This window comes from Cryobacterium aureum (genome assembly GCF_002954245.1).
In the GTDB taxonomy this organism is placed as follows: Bacteria; Actinomycetota; Actinomycetes; order Actinomycetales; family Microbacteriaceae; genus Cryobacterium; species Cryobacterium aureum.
Genome location: NZ_PPTG01000048.1, coordinates 628595 through 649635, shown reverse-complemented (window position 1 = coordinate 649635; position 21041 = coordinate 628595). Strand labels below are relative to the sequence as shown.

The following is a 21041-nucleotide window of genomic DNA, read 5'->3' as shown; positions in this document are numbered from 1 at the left end:
CCATGGCTGAACCTCTGCGGGAGCGCGCCAGGGGCAGCAAGGGCTTCAATCTCGTTCTCGCGACGATGTCGTCCGTGGTGTGCTTTTGGGCGTGGACGAGCGTGGCACCGCTCGGGGTTCGTTACAGCCTCGATCTGGATCTCTCGTCGACGCAGGCATCCGTTTTAGTGGCCATGCCCGTCTTTGTCGGTTCGATCGGACGTATTCCGGTGGGCGTGCTGACGGATCGCTTCGGAGGACCGATCATGTTCACCGCGGTGCTGTTGGCCACCGTACCGGCGCTTCTGCTCGTTGCGCTGGCTGGAACCCTGGGGGTCTATTGGGCTCTCGTGCTTTGCGCGCTTCTGCTGGGCGTGGCCGGGACGGTCTTCGCCGTCGGCATACCCTTCGTGAGCAACTGGTACGACGTAACCCGGCGAGGCTTTGCCACCGGCATATTCGGTGCGGGAATGGGCGGTACGGCACTCTCGGCATTCTTCACCCCCCGATTTGTGCAGTGGTTCGGCTACATTCCCACTCACCTGATCCTGGCCGGGCTGCTGGTCGCAACGGCGGTCCTGGTGCGCACCTGCATGGGGAACGCACCCAGCTGGGTGTCCAACTCACAGCCGTTCATACCCAAACTGCTAGCAGCCGCGAAACTCGGTGTGACCTGGCAGATGTGCTTTCTCTACGGTGTGGTGTTCGGCGGGTTCGTTGCCTTCTCGACTTACCTGCCGACCTACCTGCGCGATATCTACGATTTCGACCTGACCGCAGCGGGAACGCGCACGGCCGGATTCGCCGTCGCTGCCGTTCTGCTGCGCCCAGTCGGTGGAATTCTGGCGGATCGAATCGGCCCCAAACCTGTCGTCATCGTATCGCTGGCCGCAGTCACGGTGCTCGCCTGGTTGGTCAATCTGCGCCCCGACGGCGAGATCCCGGCCGGACTGACGTTCGTGGCGATGGCGTCGGCCCTCGGGCTGGGCGCCGGGGGAGTGTTCGCCTGGTTGGGACGCAACGCGCCACCCGACAAGGTGGGTTCGGTCAGCGGTATCGTCAGTGCCGCCGGTGGGCTCGGTGGCTATTTCCCCCCGCTCGTGATGGGGGCGACCTATAACGACGCTGACCACAGCTACGCTATCGGTCTGCTCCTGCTGGCGGGGACTGCCGCAGCGGCGCTGGTCTTCACCATCCTGGCCGTGCACGAACGTCCCGCACAAGCACCCTCTCCCGCGAAATGACTGCATTTTCGTGAATCTGAAATTCGACGGTTTGTCAGGTCCTGATTCCGCAGTACGCTCCGTACGGTGAATGCGCGGATGCGTCCACGAGCACCGGTCGACACGGAAACATCCCTCATGCTCACGAAGCGTCTCCTCCCTCCCGTGCGCTGCAGTGTTCCCAGACTACTTGGGGGCGTGGATTTCGGTCGCGAGCAGGGGGCACCCGAGGGCCAGGGCCTGCGGTGTCCGCCGCAACTCATAGACTGCTCATATGAAACATCGTCTTCTCGTCCCGTTCGCAGCTGCTCTCCTCTTACTCACCGGGTGCTCGGCCCCCGCCGCCGAAACCAAGGCTGACTCCTCCGCCGCACAGACGGAGGAGACCGTCGAAGAGGTCGTCGTCGTTCCGCTGGATCTCACGGGTGAGTGGAAGCAGACGAATTCGAACAGCGACGACTCCTATCAGGCTGCGACCATTACGGGCGAACAAATCACTGTTGATTGGGTGAACGGGACCGACTCGACGACGGCCGTTTACTGGATCGGTTCGTACGCTGCACCAACCGAGGACACCGAGTCGTATTCGTGGGACTCACAGGGCGATGTTGCGCAGATGGAGACCGCACTCCTGGCCTCCGGCGACACGGCAAAATCCTTCACCTATAAAGACGGCGTGCTGTCCTACGAGCTCACGGCCATGGGTGTCACTGTAAACGTCGAGATGACGCGCCCGTAGCCTTCGAACACTGAATGGGCGTCACCTCTTCGATGAGGTGGCGCCTATTGTTCTTTTGGCAGGCCAGCCATTAGAGAAGTCCCGTTGAACTTAACCACGGGAACTACTATCGTTCTCAACGATCATCCGTGCACAGCAGCTGGAGTCCAAAAAATGGTCGAAGTCGTTCTGTTCCATCACGCACTGGGGCTCACGCAGGGCATCGTTCAATTTGCCGACGAACTGCGCAGGGCTGGGCATGTCGTTCACACGCCAGATCTCTTCGATGGCCGTACCTGGGAAACCATAGATGAGGGCGTTGGTTATGCCGAGCAGATTGGATTCGGCGCCCTGATCGAACGCGGTGTTCAGGCGGTCGAGGGACTGCCCGATGAACTGGTCTATGCGGGTTTCTCCCTCGGGGTGCTCCCCGCCCAGAAGCTGGCGCAGACGCGCCAGGGTGCCCGAGGTGCTCTGCTGTTCTATTCCTGCGTTCCAGTTTCCGAATTCGGCCCAGCCTGGCCGGATGGCGTTCCGGTGCAAGTGCACGGCATGGACGCTGACCCGATCTTCGTCGGCGAGGGTGACATCGACGCTGCCCGCGCGCTCGTCGAGTCGACGGACACCGCGGAGCTTATTCTCTATCCCGGAGACCAACACTATTTCGCGGACAGCTCGCTGCCCTCGTATGACGCGGGTGCTGCAGCGCTGCTGCTTCAGCGCACGCTGGAATTTCTTCGGCACACCACATAGAACGGATGTCCGAGACTCCGCCTGAAGTAGACGGCGAATATCGGCCCCTGGAAAGGAACAGACCGTGAGTACCACCTTTAGCAAAGAGGAAAAGGCAGCCATGCGGGCGGCCGTGGCCGAAGAGAAGGCCGCTAAAGCGGGCGCCGACTTGGCGGCAGCCTGCCTAGCTGCAATCGCCGATTTGACCGGCACGGACCAGGAATTGGCCGAGACCCTGCACACGCTGGTCATGAGCCACACGAATCTGGCCGGAAAAACCTGGTACGGCATGCCGGCCTACGCCGATCGTGAGGGCAAGGTTGTGGTGTTCTTCCAGAGCGCGGCGAAGTTCAAGGTGCGGTACGCCACCATCGGCTTTCAGCCCGATGCGCGCCTCGACGAAGGTGACTTTTGGCCGACCTCTTACGCCGTCACCAAGCTGACCGCTGCTGACCAGGATCGACTGGTGGCATTACTCAAAAGAGCCGTCGGCTAGGCGAAGTGTCCGTTCGATTGGATGCCTGATCGCCGAGGATTCGATCGTTTGAGCGCTCAGGAGCCACCACGCAGTTTGGCGATTCTTTTCTCAACGCGATGCGCGCTCGTGGCGTCACTCTTCGCATCCGCGATGGTGCGGTCGTGTTCCTTGCGATGGCTGTAGGACAGCCGATGCCGGGCCGCGGTCGCCTCGGGATCAGCCGCGAGCGCGAGCGCATCGGGTACGTCGACCTCTCGCACTGCACGGTCACGCTTCGATGATGACTGCGCCTGTGTCTTCTCCGCCGAGCCCGGAAGCAGCCCGGTGTTGCGCGCTCAGGCCAACCAAATTCAATCCGCTCATCACCGCCGTCGTGTTTCGGTAGCTATAGACCCCATTCAGCGTGATCAGGACGGGTACGCGTCTGCCGCCAAGTTCAGTGGAACGATGCCCAAAATGGGGGTATGGGATTGGGTGTGTCCGCTGGTTTTACCGGTACGTTTCACGTCAGACTTCGTTCACTGGTGCAGTGCAACGCTCAAGTTGCCGCCTCGGGCGTTCCTTCTGTACTGAGTGGGGTGGAACGTAACTCTTCGCGCGCATCCGTGCGAGGAACGACCACACTCGCTGACAGAGGAACCATGACCAACAGCACGAGCTTTCAGGAACGATTTCGCTACTGGTTCGACAACGTCATGGCGAAAGGCGCAGGCGCCCTGATGGCCCTGCTGGCCCTCGCCAGCCTCGTATTCATCGCTCTAGTCGCGCTCGTGGTGATGATTTTTCAGCTCTTTCCTAGTGCCGAGCCCGGTGACCCGTTACCGGGCTTCTTCGAAGTACTGTGGGGCAACCTGATGCGTACCCTCGACAGCGGAACCATGGGCGGCGACGCCGGTTGGGGCTTCCGCGGTGCCATGCTCGTGGTCACGATCGGCGGCGTCATCATGGTGGCCAGTCTGATCGGCATTATCTCCAGCGCTTTCGATTCCAAAGTCGACGAGCTGCGTAAGGGCCGTTCCAAGGTGCTCGAGTCCGATCACACACTGATCCTCGGCTGGAGCCCCAAAATTTACGCCATCGTCAGCGAGATTTGCGTCGCCAACGAGTCCCGCAAGCGTTCGACGATCGTCGTTCTGTCCACCCGCGAGAAAGTCGACATGGAAGACGACCTGCGCGCCCAGGTCCCCAACACCGGCAAAACCCGCATCATTTGCCGCAGCGGCGATCCGATGAACCTCGCCGACCTGGAGATCAGCAACCCGCACACGGCCCGCAGCATTGTCATCCTGGCGCCGGAGGGTAATAGCGACCCGGACTCCGTCGTGATCAAGACGGCACTGGCCCTGACCAACAACCCTCGACGCAAACAGGCGGCCTACCACATCGTCGGTGAGATTCAGCAACCCCGCAACCTCGAGGCCGCCCGGCTGGTCGGCCGTGATGAGGCCCACTGGGTACTGGCGAACGACCTGATCAGCCGCATCACCGTGCAGAGCTGCCGACAGAGCGGCCTGAGCGTGGTCTACACCGAACTGCTCGACTTTGATGGCCACGAAATCTACTTCACCGAACAGCCCAACCTGGTCGGTCAGACCTACTACGACACCCAATTGTCGTTCGCCGAATCCTGCGTCATGGGAATGGTCAAGGCTGGCGTCGTGCACCTCAACCCGCAACCCGACCTCGCGTACGAGCGCGGTGACCAGCTCATCGTCATCGCTGAAGACGACAGCACCATCCGGGTGAGCGCGCCGGGCGCCGCCGACGAGCAGGCCATCAACGACGCCAGTATGCTCACCGTCGCTCCCGAGCGCACCCTCGTGCTCGGTTACAACGCTGGTCTGCACGCGATGCTCGCGGAGCTCAACGAGTACGTCACCGCGGCGTCGAGCGTGACCGTTGTCGCCGACACGGAGCATCCGCTCTTCAGTGCCTTCGCGAATATGACGGTGGCTTTTCAGAATGGCGATACCACGAGCCGGGCGCTTCTGGAGAGCCTCGCGGTGGAAACCTACGATCACATCATCGTTCTGGCCGACAAGAGCGAGAACGTGGAACCACAGCGTTCAGACGCCCGCACACTGATCACTCTGCTTCACCTGCGGGACATGGCCGACCAAGCCGAGGTGGACCTCAACGTCGTCAGCGAAATGCTCGATGACGCTAATCGTGAACTGGCCGAAGTCACCCAGGCCGACGACTTCATTGTCAGCGATAAACTCATCAGTTTGATGCTGTCGCAGATCTCCGAGAATAAACAGCTGACCGACGTGTTCAGTACACTGTTCTCCAGCGCTGGCAGCGAGATCTACCTGCGCCCGGCGGATGTTTACATTCGGCCGGGCACCGAGGTCGACTTCTATACCGTGCTCGAGGCCGCCCGGCGACGTGGCGAAACCGCAATCGGGTACCGTGTGGCCGAACATGCCCGCAGCAGCGCGCACGCCTACGGGGTGGCGGTCAACCCGAAGAAGGGCGTGAAACGCAGCTTCGCCGCAGCGGACAAGATCATCGTGCTCGCCAACGATTAGGTAGAAATCGAGAGAGACCCGGCGGCGCGGGTTGTGTGCGGCACCGAAGAAAGTAGACACCCACCCGGAACGTGCGTGGCTGATCCGTACGATTTCTTTACGCCGTCCGCGGCAACGTTAACGACATTGCCGCGCGCTCAAGCTCTCGGCCACAGAAACTTCCGGAACACTGAACCATTCCCGGCTGTACCTCGTGGTAGCTCCAAGGACCCCTACGCCTCGCACCGAAGCACCGATACCAGTCATCGAATAGCAACACTTCATCACGCACCAATTCGAAAAGCGTGCACCGAGAGAAGGAAGCAATCATGAACAGCAGAATTTGGCTCAAGGTCGGCCCCGTCATCGGGGCGGTATCGCTCAGTGTTCTCGCGCTGACCGGATGCTCGCAGGGAACGACGACACCGGCGGCCGACACATCGAGTTCATCCAGTTCGACGAGCGACGCCGCCGTCAAGCCGGCCCTGGCCACCGCGGATAGTTCGCTCGGTACGATCGTCGTCGATACCGCCGGGATGACACTGTATGTCTTCGACAAGGACGTCGCCGACTCCGGCAAGAGCAGTTGTGAGGGTGAATGCCTGGTCAAATGGCCAGCTGTCATCGCCGAGTCCGACACCCCCACGGTTGACGGTGTGACCGGAACTGTCGGCGTCATCACCCGCTCCGACGGTACCAAGCAGGTCACCCTCAATGGACTCCCGCTCTACTACTGGGCGGGCGACGCCGCTGCTGGTGACACCACCGGCGAGGGTGTTGGCGGCGTCTGGTGGGTCGTCGCTCCAAACGGAGATAAGATCGCCGGCTAGAGCGACCTGACGCAGGCGTTCTCTCGCAGACCCCGTACCCATCGGCACCGCGAAGCCGATGGGTACGGTGCCGCCCGGCACCGGGCAGAATAGATGGGTGTATGTTCTGGTGCGGCAATCGAGCGGGGGCGACGTGCTCGTCGACCCGTTGGACGACGCCGGTCTCCCGCTCGGGACGACCCGCCGACTCACCCTGACCGAGTTTCATTCGTTCGTGATATCGCTCGAGCCGGCAACGCGCGAACCCGCGGCGCAGAACGCCGCTGCGCCCCGCTGGGTCTGGGAAGAAACCGCCAAAATCTATCCCGTACTGCTCGCGGCCGAGATCCGCGTAGACCGGTGCCATGACCTCCGCTTGTGCCACGTGATCCTGAAGAATTCCGCACTGACGATGGCGAGCGAACTTGCGCTGGCCGCACCCGGTCGCTGGGACGTGGCGAGCGTGGGATCGCTCGACCAGACGGAACCGCCGGCGACGCTGTTCGACCTGGACATCGACGAAGACGATGACGATGACCTCGACCTAAACGTTGACGCTGCCGGCCCCGGTGATGTCGCTGCTGGTGACTCCTCCGCAGCGCGCGAGTTTCGACGCCAGCTCGACGCCGTGGCATCCGCTGGCGAACCGGGGCGACTGCGGCTCCTGCTGGCGGCCGAGTCCGCCGGAGCGCTCGTGGCCGCGGAGATGCGCTATGCCGGACTGCCCTGGCGCACCGACGTGCACGACCTGCTCCTCACCCGGGAACTCGGGCCGCGGGTCGCGCCCGGAGTACGGCCGGAGCGTCTGGAGCTGCTGGCCCAACGCATCCGTTTGGAATTGGATGATCCGGACCTCAACCCGGACTCCCCGCAGGAGCTGTTCAAAGCGCTGCAGCGAGCCGGGCTCACCGTCACGTCCACGCGAGGGTGGGAGTTGAAGGAGCTGAAGCATCCGGTCATCGAACCGCTGCTGCAGTATAAGAAACTGTCCAGGCTGCTCAGCGCCAACGGCTGGACCTGGATGGAATCTTGGGTCGTCGACGGTCGGTTCCACCCTGACTACGTGCCCGGCGGTGTCGTGACCGGTCGCTGGGCCACCCGCGGTGGGGGCGCGTTGCAGCTGCCCAAACAGATTCGTGGTGCCGTGATCGCCGACGACGGCTGGAAACTCGTCGTCGCCGATGCTGCCCAGCTCGAGCCGCGGATCCTCGCGGCGCTGGCGCAGGACACGAACATGGCCACGGCCGGGCGCGGAACCGACCTATATGCCGGAATCGTGTCGAGCGGTGTCGTCGAAACTCGCGACCACGCCAAGGTCGCCATGCTCGGCGCTATGTACGGGGCCACGACGGGAGAGAGCGGCCGACTGATGCCGCGCCTCGCCCGCGCCTATCCCCGAGCGATCGCTCTCACCGAATCGGCCGCCCGTGCCGGAGAACGTGGCGAGGTCGTCACGACCAGACTCGGGCGATCGTCACCGATCCCGGGTCCGGGTTGGCACGAGGCCCAGGCACAGGCCTACGATCCGGCGGCAACCGCGAGCGATGAGCGGCGCGCCCGCAGCCAGGCCCGCGACTGGGGGCGATTCACCCGCAACTTCATCGTGCAGGGCAGTGCTGCCGAATGGGCTCTGTGCTGGATGGCCGAAATCCGTCGAGAGCTCACGGCATTGCCAGCACCCGGTAGTCTTCAAGCGGATGCCGCGCACGGTGCGCTCTGCCAGCCTGTTCCGGGGGCTGGCCCAGCGAACCCGGGGGATACCCGGGGTCGCGCTCCATTTCACGCCACACCGCATCTGGTGTTTTTTCTCCACGACGAGGTGATCGTGCACACCCCCGCTGCCCAGGCTGCAGCCGTCGCACAGATTATCGTCACTGCCGCCGAAACCGCCGGGCGACTACTCTTCGGCGACTTTCCGGTCGACTTCATGTTGAAGGTAGCAACCGTCGATAACTACGGCCAGGCCAAGTAACCCGGCGAACGTTCCCCCATAGCCGCTCGCGCTCGTTCTTGTCGTCGCTTACCGCACTGGCAAAGTGTCTCGTTCCGCCCGGTTGTCAGGACAGCCGCACCATGCGCAGACGTCGAAGGGCGCGCGTGGCCGCCCCGGCCAGACCGGAACCGAGCCGATGACGCACGTCAGCCACGGCCACACTCCAGAGGCCGTCGTTGTACGTGGGGTACGCGTGCGTTGTGCTGGCGATATCGCTCGTGGTGAGTCGGTTCTTCACCGCCAGAGAAATTTCGCCGAGGGTTTCACCGGCCCGGGGGCCCACGACTGTTCCACCCAGTACGAGGCCGCGTTTGTCGACGATGAGCTGGGTGTAGCCGGTTGTTTTCGCCTCCGTCACGGCACGGTCAACGTGCTCATGATCCCAGCTGAGGATTCGGTGGACGCCGGCTTGCGCATCCCGGGCTTGCAGGCCGACGGCACCCAGTTCAGGGTGAGTGAACGTAACCCGGGGGATTGCCGTACTGTCGACCGTGCGGCTCAGGCCGAGGATGGCGTTGGCGGCAGCCACGCTGGCGTTTACGGCGGCCGTGTGGGTGAAATGGGGAAGGCCGGTGACGTCGCCGGCGGCCCAGATGCGCGGGTTGGAGGTGCGCAGTCGGGAATTGACCAGGATTTTATCGTGCACGTCGCGGAGCACTCCCACGCATGCCAGGTCGAGATCGGCGGTGTTCGGGCGGCGGCCCAGCGCCACGAATAGCCGGTCGAAAGACAGGGCGGTCCCATCGCTGAGAGCAGCTGTGCCGGCGCGACGGTCGGCGGAGGTGACCGAGATTGCGGTGCAGTTGGTGCGCACCTCGACTCCGTCAGCGATCAGCGCGCTCTGGATCAGGGCACTGGCCCGTTCGTCTTCTTTGGGAAGGATGCGTGGACCTCGCTGCACGAGCGTCACGGCCGCACCAAGGCGAGCCATGGCCTGAGCTATCTCACAGCCGATTGCCCCGCCGCCCAGGAGGACGAGACGCTGCGGGGCAAGCCTCAGGTCCCAGAACGTTTCGCTGGTCAACACATCGACCGCGTCGATTCCTGGGATATCCAGCAGGGCAGGTGCTGCGCCCGTGGCGATCAAGGCTTGTTGGAATTGGAGTTCACGGCCGTTCACATCGATACTGTCCGGTCCGGTGAATCGCGCTCTTCCGATCACTACGTCAATGTTGTCCCGCTCGAGGGACTCTGCGGAATCGACGGGGGCGATCTCGTGCATCGCGTCCTGAACGTGCGCCATGACCTGCGCAAAGTTGACCACGACATCGCTCACGCTTACTCCGAGGCGAGCTGAGGATCGGGCGTTCGCTGCGGCGTTCGAGGCGGCAATGAGAGCCTTCGACGGAACGCACCCGGTCCACAGGCAATCCCCGCCGAGGCGGTTGCCTTCGATCAGAACCACTTTCGCTCCGAAACTCGCCGCGGTGCGGCTAGCCACGAGGCCGGCCGTTCCGCCACCAATGACCGCCAAGTCAAATTTCTTGAGTCCGTTCATGACTGTGAGCGTAGACGGTCGGTGGGGTCCGGAACGACGGCGTGCTGGTTAGGCTGGCAAAAAAAGGAAGGCCGGTCTGCACCATGGCGAACGTCTACGAAGTCGCTGCTCGCTTTTACGATGTGCTCTCCGGAGAACGCGTCGTCTACCGGGCGGGGCGAGAATCCGGCGTGGCGCTCCTGCGGGTGCGTCAGGGCGATACGGTTCTGGACCTGGCCTGCGGTACCGGCCTAAATTTTGCGCTGCTCGTCGCTGCGGTCGGCCCCTCGGGCACCGTGATCGGGCTGGATCGAAGCTCGGTAATGCTGGAGATGGCCCGCCGCCGAGTGATATCGAACGGGTGGACCAGCGTGCGTTTGGTCGAAGCGGATGCCACGACCTTTGACCCGATTGTCGTCGTGAATGAGCTCCCGGCGGCGGCGGAAGGGTTCGTCGACTGCATCTTCTCCAGTTATGCCATGAGCATCTTCAACGACTGGCGCCCGGCCTGGGACCGAACGCGTGCGCTGTTGCGGCCGGGCGGTCGAGCGTGCATTGTCGATATGCAGTTGCCCGTAGGCATCTACCGGCTTTTCTCGCCGCTCGTGCGGTTAGCCGTCGCGATCGGCGGCTCCGATCTCAGGGCTCGCCCGTGGACCATCATCGAGCGCGAGGGAGTGGATGTGCGCTCCTTAGCAGTTCGTGGCGGCCACATTCGCATCGTTGCAGGCACGATCCCCTAGCCCGCGTCCCAGCACCATGTTGTGGATGAACGGTCCGCGAGCTAGCCCCCCCTGTCGACATCGACCTCAACGCCTCCGGCCGCACGGCGTACTTGGAGCAGCTGTCAGCTGACGTTGAGCACCGTTGGGTGACGCGGAATTTCATCCGTCTCATTCGACGTCCGTGACCAGCCGCCGCTTGTCAATGCGCAGGTCGCTGGGGCATAATGGCGCTATCGGCTTGCTGGGCTCCAGCAGTCGAACAATTTCACATTCACCATCGTGCCCGCAGCACTGAGTTGTAAAAAGCTCGACGTTGTACGCGCGGTCGTTCCGAGGTCGTTGGGGAAGACGCACCTACTAGGAACGGAGAAACACGATGGATTCAACACCTAACCGTCGGGCGCGGATTGCGCGGGGGGTGCTATTTGTGCACTCGTCTCCGCGGGCCGTCTGTCCGCACGTCGAGTGGTCGGCTGGCCGCGCTCTCGGCGAGGCTGTCAACTTTGACTGGTCAGAACAACCGGCGCTGCCCGGATCCCATCGGGCCGAATATTACTGGGAGGGTTCCCCGGGAACCGGCGCGGCACTCGCATCCGCTCTGCGCGGCTGGGAACAGCTGCGCTTCGAAGTTACCGAAGACGCCGAGAGCGGGTCGGATGGCGGTCGCTGGCTGCACACGCCGGCGCTGGGCATTTTCTACGCGCAGACCGACAGCGTGGGCAATGTGGTCGTCCCCGAAGATCGCATTCGAGCGGCAATGGAGCGCGCAGGGGCCAATGCTATCGAACTGCACCGGCAGCTGCGCCTGGCCCTCGGGCAGTCCTGGGACGACGAGCTGGAACCGTTCCGCCAGGCCAGCGACCTGAACGCCGTGGTCTGGCTACACCAGGTCGGATGATCAGGCGGTTCCCCCAGCGTGCGGTTCGCCCGTGGTGGCGCGGCCTGTCGACCGGTGATTTTCCCGGCGGCAATCCCACGAAGTCACAGTCTGTTCCCGTCAAAGCGGCCAGACACGGCGAACCGCCTTACAGAAATGACCCCGTCCGGATTCGGACGGGGTCATTCTCATCTGCAGAACTTAGACGGAGCGGAACGCCACAACGGCATTGTGTCCACCGAACCCGAAAGAGTTACTCAGCGCGAGCAGGTCACCCGCCGGAAGCGCCCGCGGAGTGGTCACCACATCGAGTGGAATCTCCGGGTCCTGCGACGTGAGGTTGATCGTCGGCGGTGCCGTGCGCTCGGCGAGAGCCTTCACGGTGAAGAACGCCTCGAGGGCGCCGGCTCCACCGAGCAGGTGCCCGGTCGACGCCTTGGTGGCTGAAACGGGGATGCCGTCCAGCAGATCCCCGAACACACGCTTGAGGGCGTTGTACTCGGCGATGTCCCCGACCGGGGTGCTCGTGGCGTGCACGTTGATATGGGCGACGTCGGCGAGGGTTGCGCCGGCGTTCTGCACCGTGGTCACCATGGCGCGAGCGGCGGCAGCACCTTCGGGATCCGGTGCGGTCACGTGATACGCGTCGCTGTTGACGACGCCACCGAGCAGTTCGGCATAGATGTGGGCACCGCGGGCCTTGGCGTGCTCTTCGGTCTCAATGACGAGGGCAGCAGCGCCCTCACCGAGAACGAAACCATCGCGTGTGACATCGTACGGGCGGCTCGCGGTGGCCGGGTCGTCGTTGCGGGTAGACAGGGCGTGCATCGCCGCGAAGGAGGCGATCGGCAGCGGGTGGATGGCCGCTTCGGAACCGCCGGCGATGACAACGTCGGCCAGTCCGGCTTGCAGCCGGTTGTAGGCGTTGATCAACGCTTCGGTGCTCGATGCGCACGCGGACACGACGGTAGTGATACCGGCGCGGGCGTGCAGGTCCATTCCGATGGCCGCTCCCGGACCGTTCGGCATGAGCATCGGCACGGTCATCGGCAGAACGCGACGAGGACCGCGCTCGCGCAGCGTGTCCCAGGCGTCGAGCAGGGTCCACACTCCACCGATTCCGGTGGCCCAATCAACGGCGAGGCGCTCAGGCTCGACCTCGGGGGAGCCAGCGTCGGCCCAGGCTTCCCGTCCGGCGATAAGCGCGAACTGGCTGGACGGATCGAGGCGTTTGACCTCGAATCGCTGCAGCACATCAACGGTCTTCACACGTGCCTGTGCGGCAAAAGTTACGGGGATCGCTGTTTCGGCGACCCAAGTCTGCTCGAGGGTGGTGGCACCCGATTCGCCGGCCAGCAGGGCCGTCCAGGTGTCGACCGCCGTGCCGCCCAGCGGCGTAGTGGCACCGATGCCAGTGATAACGATTTTCTTGGTCATAAGTCAACTCTCCATGGGACGACAAACGTGTGGGCCGGCGCGTTCGGCACCAGCCCAATGAACAGGTCGGCCGATTTCCGGCCGACCTGTTTCAGGCTTGGGCCTAGTCCTGTGCCTTCACGATGAATTCAACGGCGTCGCCGACGGTCTTAAGGTTCTTGACCTCTTCGTCGGGGATCTTCACGTCGAACTTCTCTTCTGCGTTGACGACAATGGTCATCATCGAGATGGAGTCGATATCCAAGTCGTCGGTGAACGACTTGCCCAGCTCAACCGTGTCGGTTGCAATTCCGGTCTCGTCGTTGATGAGCTCGGCCAGGCCGGTCAGAACTTCTTCGGTGGACAATGCCATGTTTTTTCTCCTTGAGGGTGTCTCGTTGACCGAGACCTAGTTTAGGGGGTGGGTGGGTTAGGGCAGCACAACGACCTGCGCGCCGAACACGAGTCCGGCACCAAAGCCGATCTGCAGTGCCAGGCCGCCGCTGAGCTCGGGGTGTTCCTCGAGCAGGCGGTGGGTGGCGAGGGGGATGGAAGCCGAAGAGGTGTTGCCGGTCGTGGCTACATCACGGGCAATAACCACGGATTCCGGCAGCTTGAGCTGCTTGGCGAACTCGTCGATGATGCGCATATTCGCCTGGTGCGGAATAAAAGCGGCCAGGTCGGCACTTTCGATCCCAGCAACTTCGAGGGCCTTCTTGGCGACCTTGGCCATATCCCAGACGGCCCAGCGGAAGACGGCGGGACCTTCCTGGCGCAGGGTTGGCCAGGCTGCTTCACCGCGGCGATATTCCTGCAGCGTGTGATCCATCTGGATGGTTTCAGCCTTGGAACCGTCCGAGCCCCACACTGTGGTGGAGATGCCCGGGTAGTCGCTCGGGCCGATGACGACAGCGCCCGCACCGTCGCCGAGGAGAAAAGAGATGCTCCGATCGGTGGGGTCGACGAGGTCTGAGAGCTTCTCGGCGCCGATGACCAGTGCGTAGTGCGCGGCACCGGTACGAATCAGGGCGTCCGCCTGGGCTACGGCGTAAGCGTAACCTGCGCAGGCCGCGTTGATGTCGTAGGCCGCCGCCGGATTGGACCCTACGCGGTCGGCGACGATGGCGGCGACCGACGGGGTCTGCCGAATATTGCTGATGGTTGCGACGATCACGGCGTCGATGAGAGCGGGATCGATGCCGCTGCGCTCGATGGCCTCACTGGCGGCATCCGTTGCCAAATCGATGGCGTTGATGTCCCGGCTCGCCCGGGTGCGGGTGATGATACCGGTGCGTTGCTGAATCCACTCGTCAGAGGAGTCGATCGCTTCAACCAATTCATCATTGGGTACAACGAGGTCGCCGCGGGCGGCGCCGACGGACAGAATGCGGGTGTACTGCGGTCCCTGGGACTGCTTAAGTGTTGGTTTGGTCATTGTCTCTCTCATCACATTCAGGACTGCTGGTCGATCATGGCCCAGGCGGCGGGCAAGTCGTCCGGGGTCTTGATGGCGACGCTGGGGACGCCTTTCAGGGCTCGCTTCGCAAGCCCCAGGAGGGCACCGGCGGGTGCCACCTCGATGATTCCGGTGACTCCCTCGGCAGCAAAAGCCTCCATGCACCTGTCCCACCGTACTGGCGACGACACCTGACCGACCAGCAGTTCCACAAAACGGAAGCCGTCGCTCACCCGGCTTCCGTCGCGGTTGGTCCAGATCGGGAGGGTCGGGTTGCTGGGGCTGAGGGAGTCGGCGACCACGGTCATCCGTTCGACGGCTGGCTGCATATACCGGGTGTGGAATGCACCCGCAACCTGCAGCGGGATAACGCGGGCCCGGTGCGGGGGAGTCGCGGCGAGGGCCGCGAGGGCATCAAGGGCCCCGGCGACGACGATCTGGCCGCTCCCGTTAAAATTGGCCGGTTCCAGGCCGAGTTCGGCGACTTGCGAGAGTAGTTCGGTCTCATCGGCGCCGATCACGGCACTCATGCCGGTGGCCTCCAGCGCGGAAGCCGCCCGCATGGCAAGGCCCCGTTCGCGCACAAAACGTACGGCTTCGGCGTTGGTCAGGATGCCGGCGCCTGCGGCTGCGGTCAGCTCGCCGACCGAATGTCCAGCGATACCCGCGATGTGGTCACGGCGTCCATCGGTCAGAAGGGCCTCGAGGGTGAGGATGCCGGCAGCCACTATGAGGGGCTGGGCGATCGCTGTGTCGCGAATGGTGTCGGCGTCACTGACCGTGCCGTGGGCGACGAGGTCGAGCCCGACCTCGTCGGAAATTTGGCGGAGGCCGGTGTCGAAGGCAGGCAGAGCCAGCCAGGGTTCAAGGAATCCGGGAGTTTGGGAGCCCTGACCCGGGCAGACGACAACGATCACTTAGTTAGTCTTCCAATCTGGTGACGTAAATGAATGTGCAGATCGCACTAAGTATCCAGGAAAGCTTTGTCGACAGTAGTACATTCGCTGGTTTCGAGGCTGGATCAGCGACGGCGGGTGGATCCGTCGTGGTCGCTGATTGAGCCGATGATCAACGCGGACTGCAGAATGAGCGCCTCGCGGGCTCCGGTAGCGTCGTAGCCGATGACCTCGGACACCCGTTTGAGGCGATACCGCACGGTGTTCGGGTGCACGAACAGTTCGCGCGCGGTCGCCTCCAGCGAGCGGCCATTATCGAGATAACACCACAGCGTGGTGAGCAGCTCGGTGGAGTGGGCTTGCAGGGGCCGATAAATACGATGGATGAGCGTGGCGCGGGCGAGCGGGTCGCCCGCGAGGGCACGTTCGGGGAGCAGATCGTCGGCCTGTACCGGGCGCGGCGCATTGCGCCACGAGCGAGCGACTGCGAAACCGGCCAGTGCGGCCTTCGCGCTTTTCGACGCATCCACCAGGTTGGGTACCTCGTGGCCCAGCACCAGGTGCCCTGGGCCGAAGATCGGCTCGAGCTGCATGGCGATTTCCATGAAGGTGAGGGCAGCGGCCGTGCCGACGTCCTCGCTGTCGGCAGGCGCCGGGCGGGCGCGACCGATTACGAGCACGAGGCGGTTGCCCTGCACTCCGATCAAAACGTCAGCAGCCATATGCCGGGCGGCCCGGCGCAGCTGATCGACGTCGAGCATCTGTGGCGTCGTGCCGACAAGCACGCAGACCTCGCCGTGGCCGTGCCAGCCCAGGGCTGCGATGCGGCTGGGCAGCTCGTCGTCATATTCCCCGCTGAGAATAGAGTCGACGACGAGCGCCTCGAGGCGTGCGTCCCAGAGCCCGCGCGCCTCGGCGGCACGAGCGTAGACATCCGCTGCTCCAAAAGCGATCTCGCGCGAATAGAGCAGAATGGCCTCGCGCAGGGCCTCGCCGCCGTCCTTGACCCGTTCCTCGACGACTTCAACGGTCACTCGAATGAGCTGCAGCGTCTGCTGCAGGCTCACCGAGCGGAGCAGCTCGCGTGGCGCAGCACCGAAGACGTCCGCGGCAATCCACGGCGTTGACCGTGGGTCGTCGAACCACGAGATAAAACTCGTGATCCCAGCCTGGGCCACCAGCCCAACGGCGGACCGCCGTCCTGGAGGCATATCGCCATACCAGGACAGCGTGTCCTCGAGTCGCTTGAGCGTCTGGGTCGACAGCTCACCGGAAATGGTGCGCAGCCAGTTGAGGGTCTGCTCTTTCGTCTTGGGCGCCGGTGCCACGGTTTCTTAGCTCTCGCCCCCGGCAGAGCCGGTGGTGCCCGCGCTCACATCGTGCAGGCGATACTTGGCAATAGCCTTGCCGGCGAGGCTCTGGTCTACTTCACCGCGACGGGCGAGCAGCTCCAGGGTGCGCACCACCATCGAGGGACCGTCGATCTTGAAGAACCGACGTGCCGCCGGACGGGTGTCCGAGAAGCCGAAGCTGTCGGCGCCGAGCGTCGCGAAGTCGCGCGGAACAAACTGCCGAATCTGATCCGGAACGGCGTGCATGAAGTCCGATACGGCCACGAACGGGCCGGCTGCTCCCTCAAGCTTCGAGGTGACATAGGGAACGCGTGGCTCGTCGTCGGGGTTGAGGAAGTTGTACTCCTCGGCGGCGAGACCATCGCGGCGCAGTTCGGTCCAGGACGTGACCGACCAGACATCGGCCGACACGCCCCAGTCATCGGCGAGCAGCTTCTGGGCCTCAAGCGCCCACGGCACGGCGACACCGGAGGCCATCAGCTGAGCCTTCGGACCACTGACAGCGGATGCGCTCACCCGGTGGATACCGCGCAGGATGCCGTCCGCGTCAACATCGTCGGGCTCGACCGGCTGCACGGCGGGCTCGTTGTAGACAGTGATGTAGTACATGACGTTCGGGTCGGTGTGGGTTCCGCCGTACATGCGGTCGAGGCCGGCGCGCACAATGTGGCCGATCTCGTACCCGTACGCCGGGTCGTAAGAAACCACGGCCGGATTGGTCGACGCCAGCAACGGCGAGTGCCCGTCGGCGTGCTGCAGGCCTTCTCCGGTCAACGTAGTGCGACCGGCCGTGGCGCCGATGATGAACCCGCGGGCCATCATGTCGCCCGCTGCCCAGAGGGCGTCACCCGTGCGCTGGAATCCGAACATCGAGTAGAAGACGTACACCGGAATGAGTGGTTCACCCTGGGTGGCATACGAGGTACCCACGTTGGTGAAGGCCGAGGCGGCGCCGGCCTCGTTGATGCCCACGTGCAGGATCTGGCCCTGCGGGCTCTCCTTATACGAGAGCAGCTGTGCGTGGTCGACGGACGTGTAGTGCTGGCCGTTGGGGTTGTAGATCTTGGCGGTGGGGAAGAACGCGTCGATGCCAAAGGTGCGAGCCTCGTCGGGAATGATCGGAACGATACGGTTACCAAAGTCCTTGGCCCGCACCAGCTCCTTGAGCAGCCGCACGAAAGACATCGTGGTAGCGATTTCCTGCGTACCGGAACCCTTCTTGGCCACCTTGTACGTCTCGTCGCCGGGGAGATTGAGTTTGGTGTGCGCGGTGCGACGCTCGGGCAGGTAGCCGCCGAGCGCACGGCGGCGCTCGTGCATGTACTCGATCGCCTCATCCTTGTCGCCGGGGGTGTAGTACGGCGGCAGGTATGGGTTTTCCTCGAGCTGAGCATCCGTGATCGGCACGTGCATGCTGTCTCGGAAGGACTTGAGATTGTCGAGGGTCATCTTCTTCATCTGGTGGGTCGCGTTGCGGCCCTCGAAGCTCGGACCGAGGCCGTAGCCCTTGACCGTCTTCGCCAGGATGACGGTGGGCTGGCCCTTGTGCTCTGACGCAGCCTTGAAGGCCGCGTAGACCTTGCGATAGTCGTGGCCGCCGCGCTTGAGATTCCAGACTTCGTCGTCGCTCAGGTGTTCGACGAGTTTGAGTGCGCGCGGGTCGCGACCGAAGAAGTTTTCGCGCACGTAGGCGCCGCTTTCGGCCTTGTAGGTCTGGTAGTCACCGTCAGGCGTGACGTTCATGAGGTTGATCAGGGCGCCGTCGACGTCGTTCTTGAGCAGGTTGTCCCACTCGCGGCCCCAGACCACCTTAATGACGTTCCAGCCAGCGCCCCGGAAGAAACTCTCGAGCTCCTGAATGATCTTGCCGTTACCGCGCACCGGACCGTCGAGGCGCTGCAGGTTGCAGTTAATCACGAAGTTGAGGTTGTCGAGGCCTTCGTTGGCGGCGACCTGCAACTGACCGCGGCTTTCCACCTCGTCCATTTCGCCGTCGCCGAGGAACGCCCAGACCTGCTGGTCGCTGGCATCCTTGATGCCGCGGTTGGTCAGGTAACGGTTGAGCTGCGCCTGGTAGATGGCGTTGATTGGGCCGAGACCCATCGACACGGTCGGGAACTGCCAGAAGTCCGGCATGAGCCGCGGGTGCGGATATGAGGAAATGCCGTCGGGGGCGTGCGACTTTTCCTGGCGGAATCCGTCCAGCTGGTTCTCGGTCAGGCGGCCCTCAAGGAAGGCACGAGCATAGGTGCCGGGGGAGGCGTGGCCCTGGATGAAGATCTGGTCTCCGCCGCCCGGGTGGTCCTGGCCGCGGAAGAAGTGGTTAAAACCAACCTCATAAAGGGCAGCGGATGACGCATACGTCGCGATATGCCCGCCAACGGCGATGCCGGGGCGCTGTGCGCGGTGCACCAGAACGGCAGCGTTCCAGCGAATCCAGGCGCGGTAGCGGCGCTCAATGTCTTCGTCGCCCGGAAAGTCAGGTTCGTTCTCCGGGGCGATGGTGTTGATGTAGTCCGTCGTCGGCACCATGGGAACGCCGAGGTGAAGCTCCTTCGAGCGCTTCAGCAGGCTGAGCATGATCTCGCGACCGCGTTCGTGGCCGTGTTCGGCAACGAGCGAATCGAGCGATTGCGACCACTCCGCCGTTTCCTCCGGATCGGAGTCGGCGTTGTTCGTCGAGTACGGGTCCTGGTCGTTGACCGTCACAGTCGACCTCTCCTTGGGGTTTATGCAGCGATGGAGTTTATGCAGCGATGGTGCTCCGCGGTGCATTTTTTCGCAACTACGAGGGCACGTGCCGTAAATGAGCAGGTTGGATTGCAACCAGCGGCACCACGTAAGCCTACAGATTTTTAGTCGTCGTCCGCGTGCGGGCGGTTTCACCGGCCAAAATTCACGAACCGTACTTGACCCGGTCTGTGAATCCACGCACGTTGCCGGACTAGAGTGTGTCACCGGCCAATCCGTGCGTTACGGCGCACCAGGAAAGGAGCATTCATGGCTCTCGAAAACGACACCCAGGCACCCGATTTCAAACTCATTAACCAGTTCGGTGAAAGCGTTCAGCTCAGCCAGTACCGGGGAATGAAGTCGGTCGCGCTCGTCTTCTTTCCGCTCGCCTTCTCCGGAATCTGCAGCGGTGAACTGTGTGAGCTGCGCGACAACCTCGCTCTATTCGACGATGGCGGCGTTGAACTGATTGGTATTTCGGTCGACTCCAGACACGCCCTGCGCGCCTTTGGGGAGCAAGAGAAATATAGCTTCGACCTGGTCGCGGATTTCTGGCCCCACGGCGCGGTCGCGAAAGAATATGGCGTCTTTCTCGAGGACAAGGGTTTCGCCAATCGCGCGACGTTCCTGATCGACCCGAGCGGAATCATCCGTTCCAGCTTCATCACCGCGCCAGGCGAGGCGCGGTCGATCGAGTCGTATCGGGCCGCGCTCGAGCAGCTCGCACCGGTCCACTGAACCCATCGGGTCGGCAATCGCGCAGCGACTCTGACCTATACTGAACAGACCCGCGACGAAGAGTCGTCGTTCGGGGCCTTTAGCTCAGTTGGTAGAGCGCCACGTTTACACCGTGGATGTCATCGGTTCGAGCCCGGTAGGGCCCACAGAGATTTTTTCCACAGCTTGTGATCGTGAGGCCGAGTGACACGCACGATGCAAATATGTCTGGGTTGGGCATTTTAGTGACTAATCGGCTGGCTTTCGGGGCCGCGGTCGAACAGCTTTCGCTCGCTCACGAGAGCCGCACCAGCATCTGTGCGCCTTTTCTGCACGTGCTGCCGGTGAACGCCGCAGCCGTTTGCACGCTCGCGAATCCATTTGGGCGCGAGACCGTCTGCGCGAGTAATTCGATGGCCGCTCTATTCGATGAGCTGCAATTGGACCTCGGTGAAGGGCCATCCTGGGACGCGCTGCACACTCGGCGGCCCATGATCATCAATAATTTTCAGGCGACGAAGGGCGCGACCTGGCCGGCACTGATGAAGGCCTCACTGCACACCGGTGTGCGTGCCGTCTACGCCTTTCCGCTGAGCTTGGGATCGCTGGATATCGGTGCCGTTTCCCTGTTTTCGAACCGCTCAGGTGGACTGTCGCCGGCGCAGATTCTCGACGCGGAAGTGCTCGTGCACATTGCCGCCGTGCAGGTTTTGCGTCGGTCCCTCACATCGCAAACACTAAAAACAAATCTGGAAGATAATGAAGGATATTCAAGGCGCGTCGTTCATCAAGCAACCGGAATGGTTTTAGTCCAGCTCAATCTTTCCGCGGCCGACGCGCTCCTGATAATGCATGGACATGCTTTTGCTCATGGACGAACTGTTCGGGAAGTCGCCACAGATGTAGTGGCACGACGACTGGATTTCTCGTCGATTCCCGAGTCTTAGAAT

At 63.1% G+C, this 21041-nt stretch carries 19 protein-coding genes and 1 tRNA gene; 12 read left to right on the top strand and 8 right to left on the bottom strand.

Features of this window, described 5'->3' with window-relative positions:
• Positions 1 to 2 precede the first annotated feature (2 nt).
• From CJ028_RS19865 to CJ028_RS19850, 4 genes are all read left to right on the top strand, one after another.
• The gene (locus tag CJ028_RS19865; RefSeq protein ID WP_105036873.1) at positions 3 to 1223 is read left to right on the top strand and encodes a nitrate/nitrite transporter; all 1221 of its coding nucleotides are present in this window, start codon (positions 3 to 5) and stop codon (positions 1221 to 1223) included.
• A 253-nt stretch (positions 1224 to 1476) separates the two neighbouring features.
• A complete protein-coding gene (locus CJ028_RS19860; protein ID WP_105036872.1) occupies positions 1477 to 1941 on the top strand; it encodes a hypothetical protein in 465 nt (154 codons plus the stop codon).
• 153 nt (positions 1942 to 2094) lie between these two features.
• Entirely contained in the window at positions 2095 to 2673 is a 579-nt protein-coding gene (locus CJ028_RS19855) for a dienelactone hydrolase family protein (RefSeq protein ID WP_105036871.1), read from the top strand.
• A gap of 64 nt (positions 2674 to 2737) precedes the next feature.
• The gene (locus tag CJ028_RS19850) at positions 2738 to 3148 is read left to right on the top strand and encodes a hypothetical protein (RefSeq protein WP_240607439.1); all 411 of its coding nucleotides are present in this window, start codon (positions 2738 to 2740) and stop codon (positions 3146 to 3148) included.
• A gap of 56 nt (positions 3149 to 3204) precedes the next feature.
• On the opposite strand, the gene CJ028_RS19845 is transcribed toward CJ028_RS19850, so the two are convergent.
• Entirely contained in the window at positions 3205 to 3390 is a 186-nt protein-coding gene (locus CJ028_RS19845; RefSeq protein ID WP_205684102.1) for a YdeI/OmpD-associated family protein, read from the bottom strand.
• Between the two features lie 381 nt (positions 3391 to 3771).
• Here CJ028_RS19845 and CJ028_RS19840 point away from each other — a divergent pair, with 381 nt between their 5' ends.
• The 3 genes from CJ028_RS19840 (at position 3772) to CJ028_RS19830 (ending at position 8421) form a co-directional block, all read left to right on the top strand.
• Complete coding sequence (locus tag CJ028_RS19840; protein WP_105036868.1) at positions 3772 to 5661, top strand: CASTOR/POLLUX-related putative ion channel; 1890 nt, start codon at positions 3772 to 3774, stop codon at positions 5659 to 5661.
• Between the two features lie 308 nt (positions 5662 to 5969).
• Positions 5970 to 6470 (top strand): COG4315 family predicted lipoprotein, encoded by a 501-nt coding sequence (locus tag CJ028_RS19835; protein WP_105036867.1) that lies wholly within the window; start codon positions 5970 to 5972, stop codon positions 6468 to 6470.
• 97 nt (positions 6471 to 6567) lie between these two features.
• Positions 6568 to 8421, top strand: a complete 1854-nt coding sequence (locus CJ028_RS19830) for a bifunctional 3'-5' exonuclease/DNA polymerase (RefSeq protein ID WP_240607438.1) — start codon at positions 6568 to 6570, stop codon at positions 8419 to 8421.
• Between the two features lie 85 nt (positions 8422 to 8506).
• Here the strand turns inward: CJ028_RS19830 and CJ028_RS19825 are convergent, their stop codons facing one another.
• Positions 8507 to 9940, bottom strand: a complete 1434-nt coding sequence (locus CJ028_RS19825) for a dihydrolipoyl dehydrogenase family protein (protein WP_105036865.1) — start codon at positions 9938 to 9940, stop codon at positions 8507 to 8509.
• 83 nt (positions 9941 to 10023) lie between these two features.
• On the opposite strand from CJ028_RS19825, the gene CJ028_RS19820 reads away from it, so the two are divergent.
• Positions 10024 to 10662, top strand: a complete 639-nt coding sequence (locus tag CJ028_RS19820; RefSeq protein ID WP_105036864.1) for a class I SAM-dependent methyltransferase — start codon at positions 10024 to 10026, stop codon at positions 10660 to 10662.
• Positions 10663 to 11020: 358 nt separating this feature from the next.
• A complete protein-coding gene (locus tag CJ028_RS19815; protein ID WP_105036863.1) occupies positions 11021 to 11542 on the top strand; it encodes a DUF3145 domain-containing protein in 522 nt (173 codons plus the stop codon).
• Positions 11543 to 11722: 180 nt separating this feature from the next.
• Here CJ028_RS19815 and CJ028_RS19810 read toward each other — a convergent pair whose 3' ends face one another.
• The 6 genes from CJ028_RS19810 to aceE all read right to left on the bottom strand — a co-directional run bounded on the left by CJ028_RS19810 (position 11723) and on the right by aceE (position 19350).
• A complete protein-coding gene (locus tag CJ028_RS19810; RefSeq protein WP_105036862.1) occupies positions 11723 to 12958 on the bottom strand; it encodes a beta-ketoacyl-[acyl-carrier-protein] synthase family protein in 1236 nt (411 codons plus the stop codon).
• A gap of 103 nt (positions 12959 to 13061) precedes the next feature.
• Positions 13062 to 13310 (bottom strand): acyl carrier protein, encoded by a 249-nt coding sequence (locus CJ028_RS19805; RefSeq protein WP_092108059.1) that lies wholly within the window; start codon positions 13308 to 13310, stop codon positions 13062 to 13064.
• Positions 13311 to 13367: 57 nt separating this feature from the next.
• Complete coding sequence (locus CJ028_RS19800) at positions 13368 to 14372, bottom strand: beta-ketoacyl-ACP synthase III (protein WP_105036861.1); 1005 nt, start codon at positions 14370 to 14372, stop codon at positions 13368 to 13370.
• A 17-nt stretch (positions 14373 to 14389) separates the two neighbouring features.
• A complete protein-coding gene (locus tag CJ028_RS19795; RefSeq protein WP_105036860.1) occupies positions 14390 to 15310 on the bottom strand; it encodes an ACP S-malonyltransferase in 921 nt (306 codons plus the stop codon).
• A gap of 104 nt (positions 15311 to 15414) precedes the next feature.
• Positions 15415 to 16617: a PucR family transcriptional regulator gene (locus CJ028_RS19790; protein WP_105036859.1), complete on the bottom strand. Its 1203-nt coding sequence runs from the start codon at positions 16615 to 16617 to the stop codon at positions 15415 to 15417.
• Between the two features lie 6 nt (positions 16618 to 16623).
• On the bottom strand, positions 16624 to 19350 hold the full coding sequence (aceE, locus tag CJ028_RS19785; protein ID WP_105036858.1) for a pyruvate dehydrogenase (acetyl-transferring), homodimeric type: 2727 nt from the start codon (positions 19348 to 19350) through the stop codon (positions 16624 to 16626).
• 291 nt (positions 19351 to 19641) lie between these two features.
• On the opposite strand from aceE, the gene CJ028_RS19780 reads away from it, so the two are divergent.
• The 3 genes from CJ028_RS19780 to CJ028_RS19770 all read left to right on the top strand — a co-directional run bounded on the left by CJ028_RS19780 (position 19642) and on the right by CJ028_RS19770 (position 21038).
• Positions 19642 to 20112 carry a peroxiredoxin gene (locus CJ028_RS19780; RefSeq protein WP_105036857.1) on the top strand — a complete coding sequence of 157 codons (471 nt, stop codon included), beginning with the start codon at positions 19642 to 19644 and terminating at the stop codon, positions 20110 to 20112.
• A gap of 73 nt (positions 20113 to 20185) precedes the next feature.
• Positions 20186 to 20258: transfer RNA gene (locus CJ028_RS19775), tRNA-Val, on the top strand.
• 57 nt (positions 20259 to 20315) lie between these two features.
• A complete protein-coding gene (locus tag CJ028_RS19770; protein WP_129590552.1) occupies positions 20316 to 21038 on the top strand; it encodes a GAF and ANTAR domain-containing protein in 723 nt (240 codons plus the stop codon).
• The last annotated feature ends 3 nt before the right edge of the window (positions 21039 to 21041 follow it).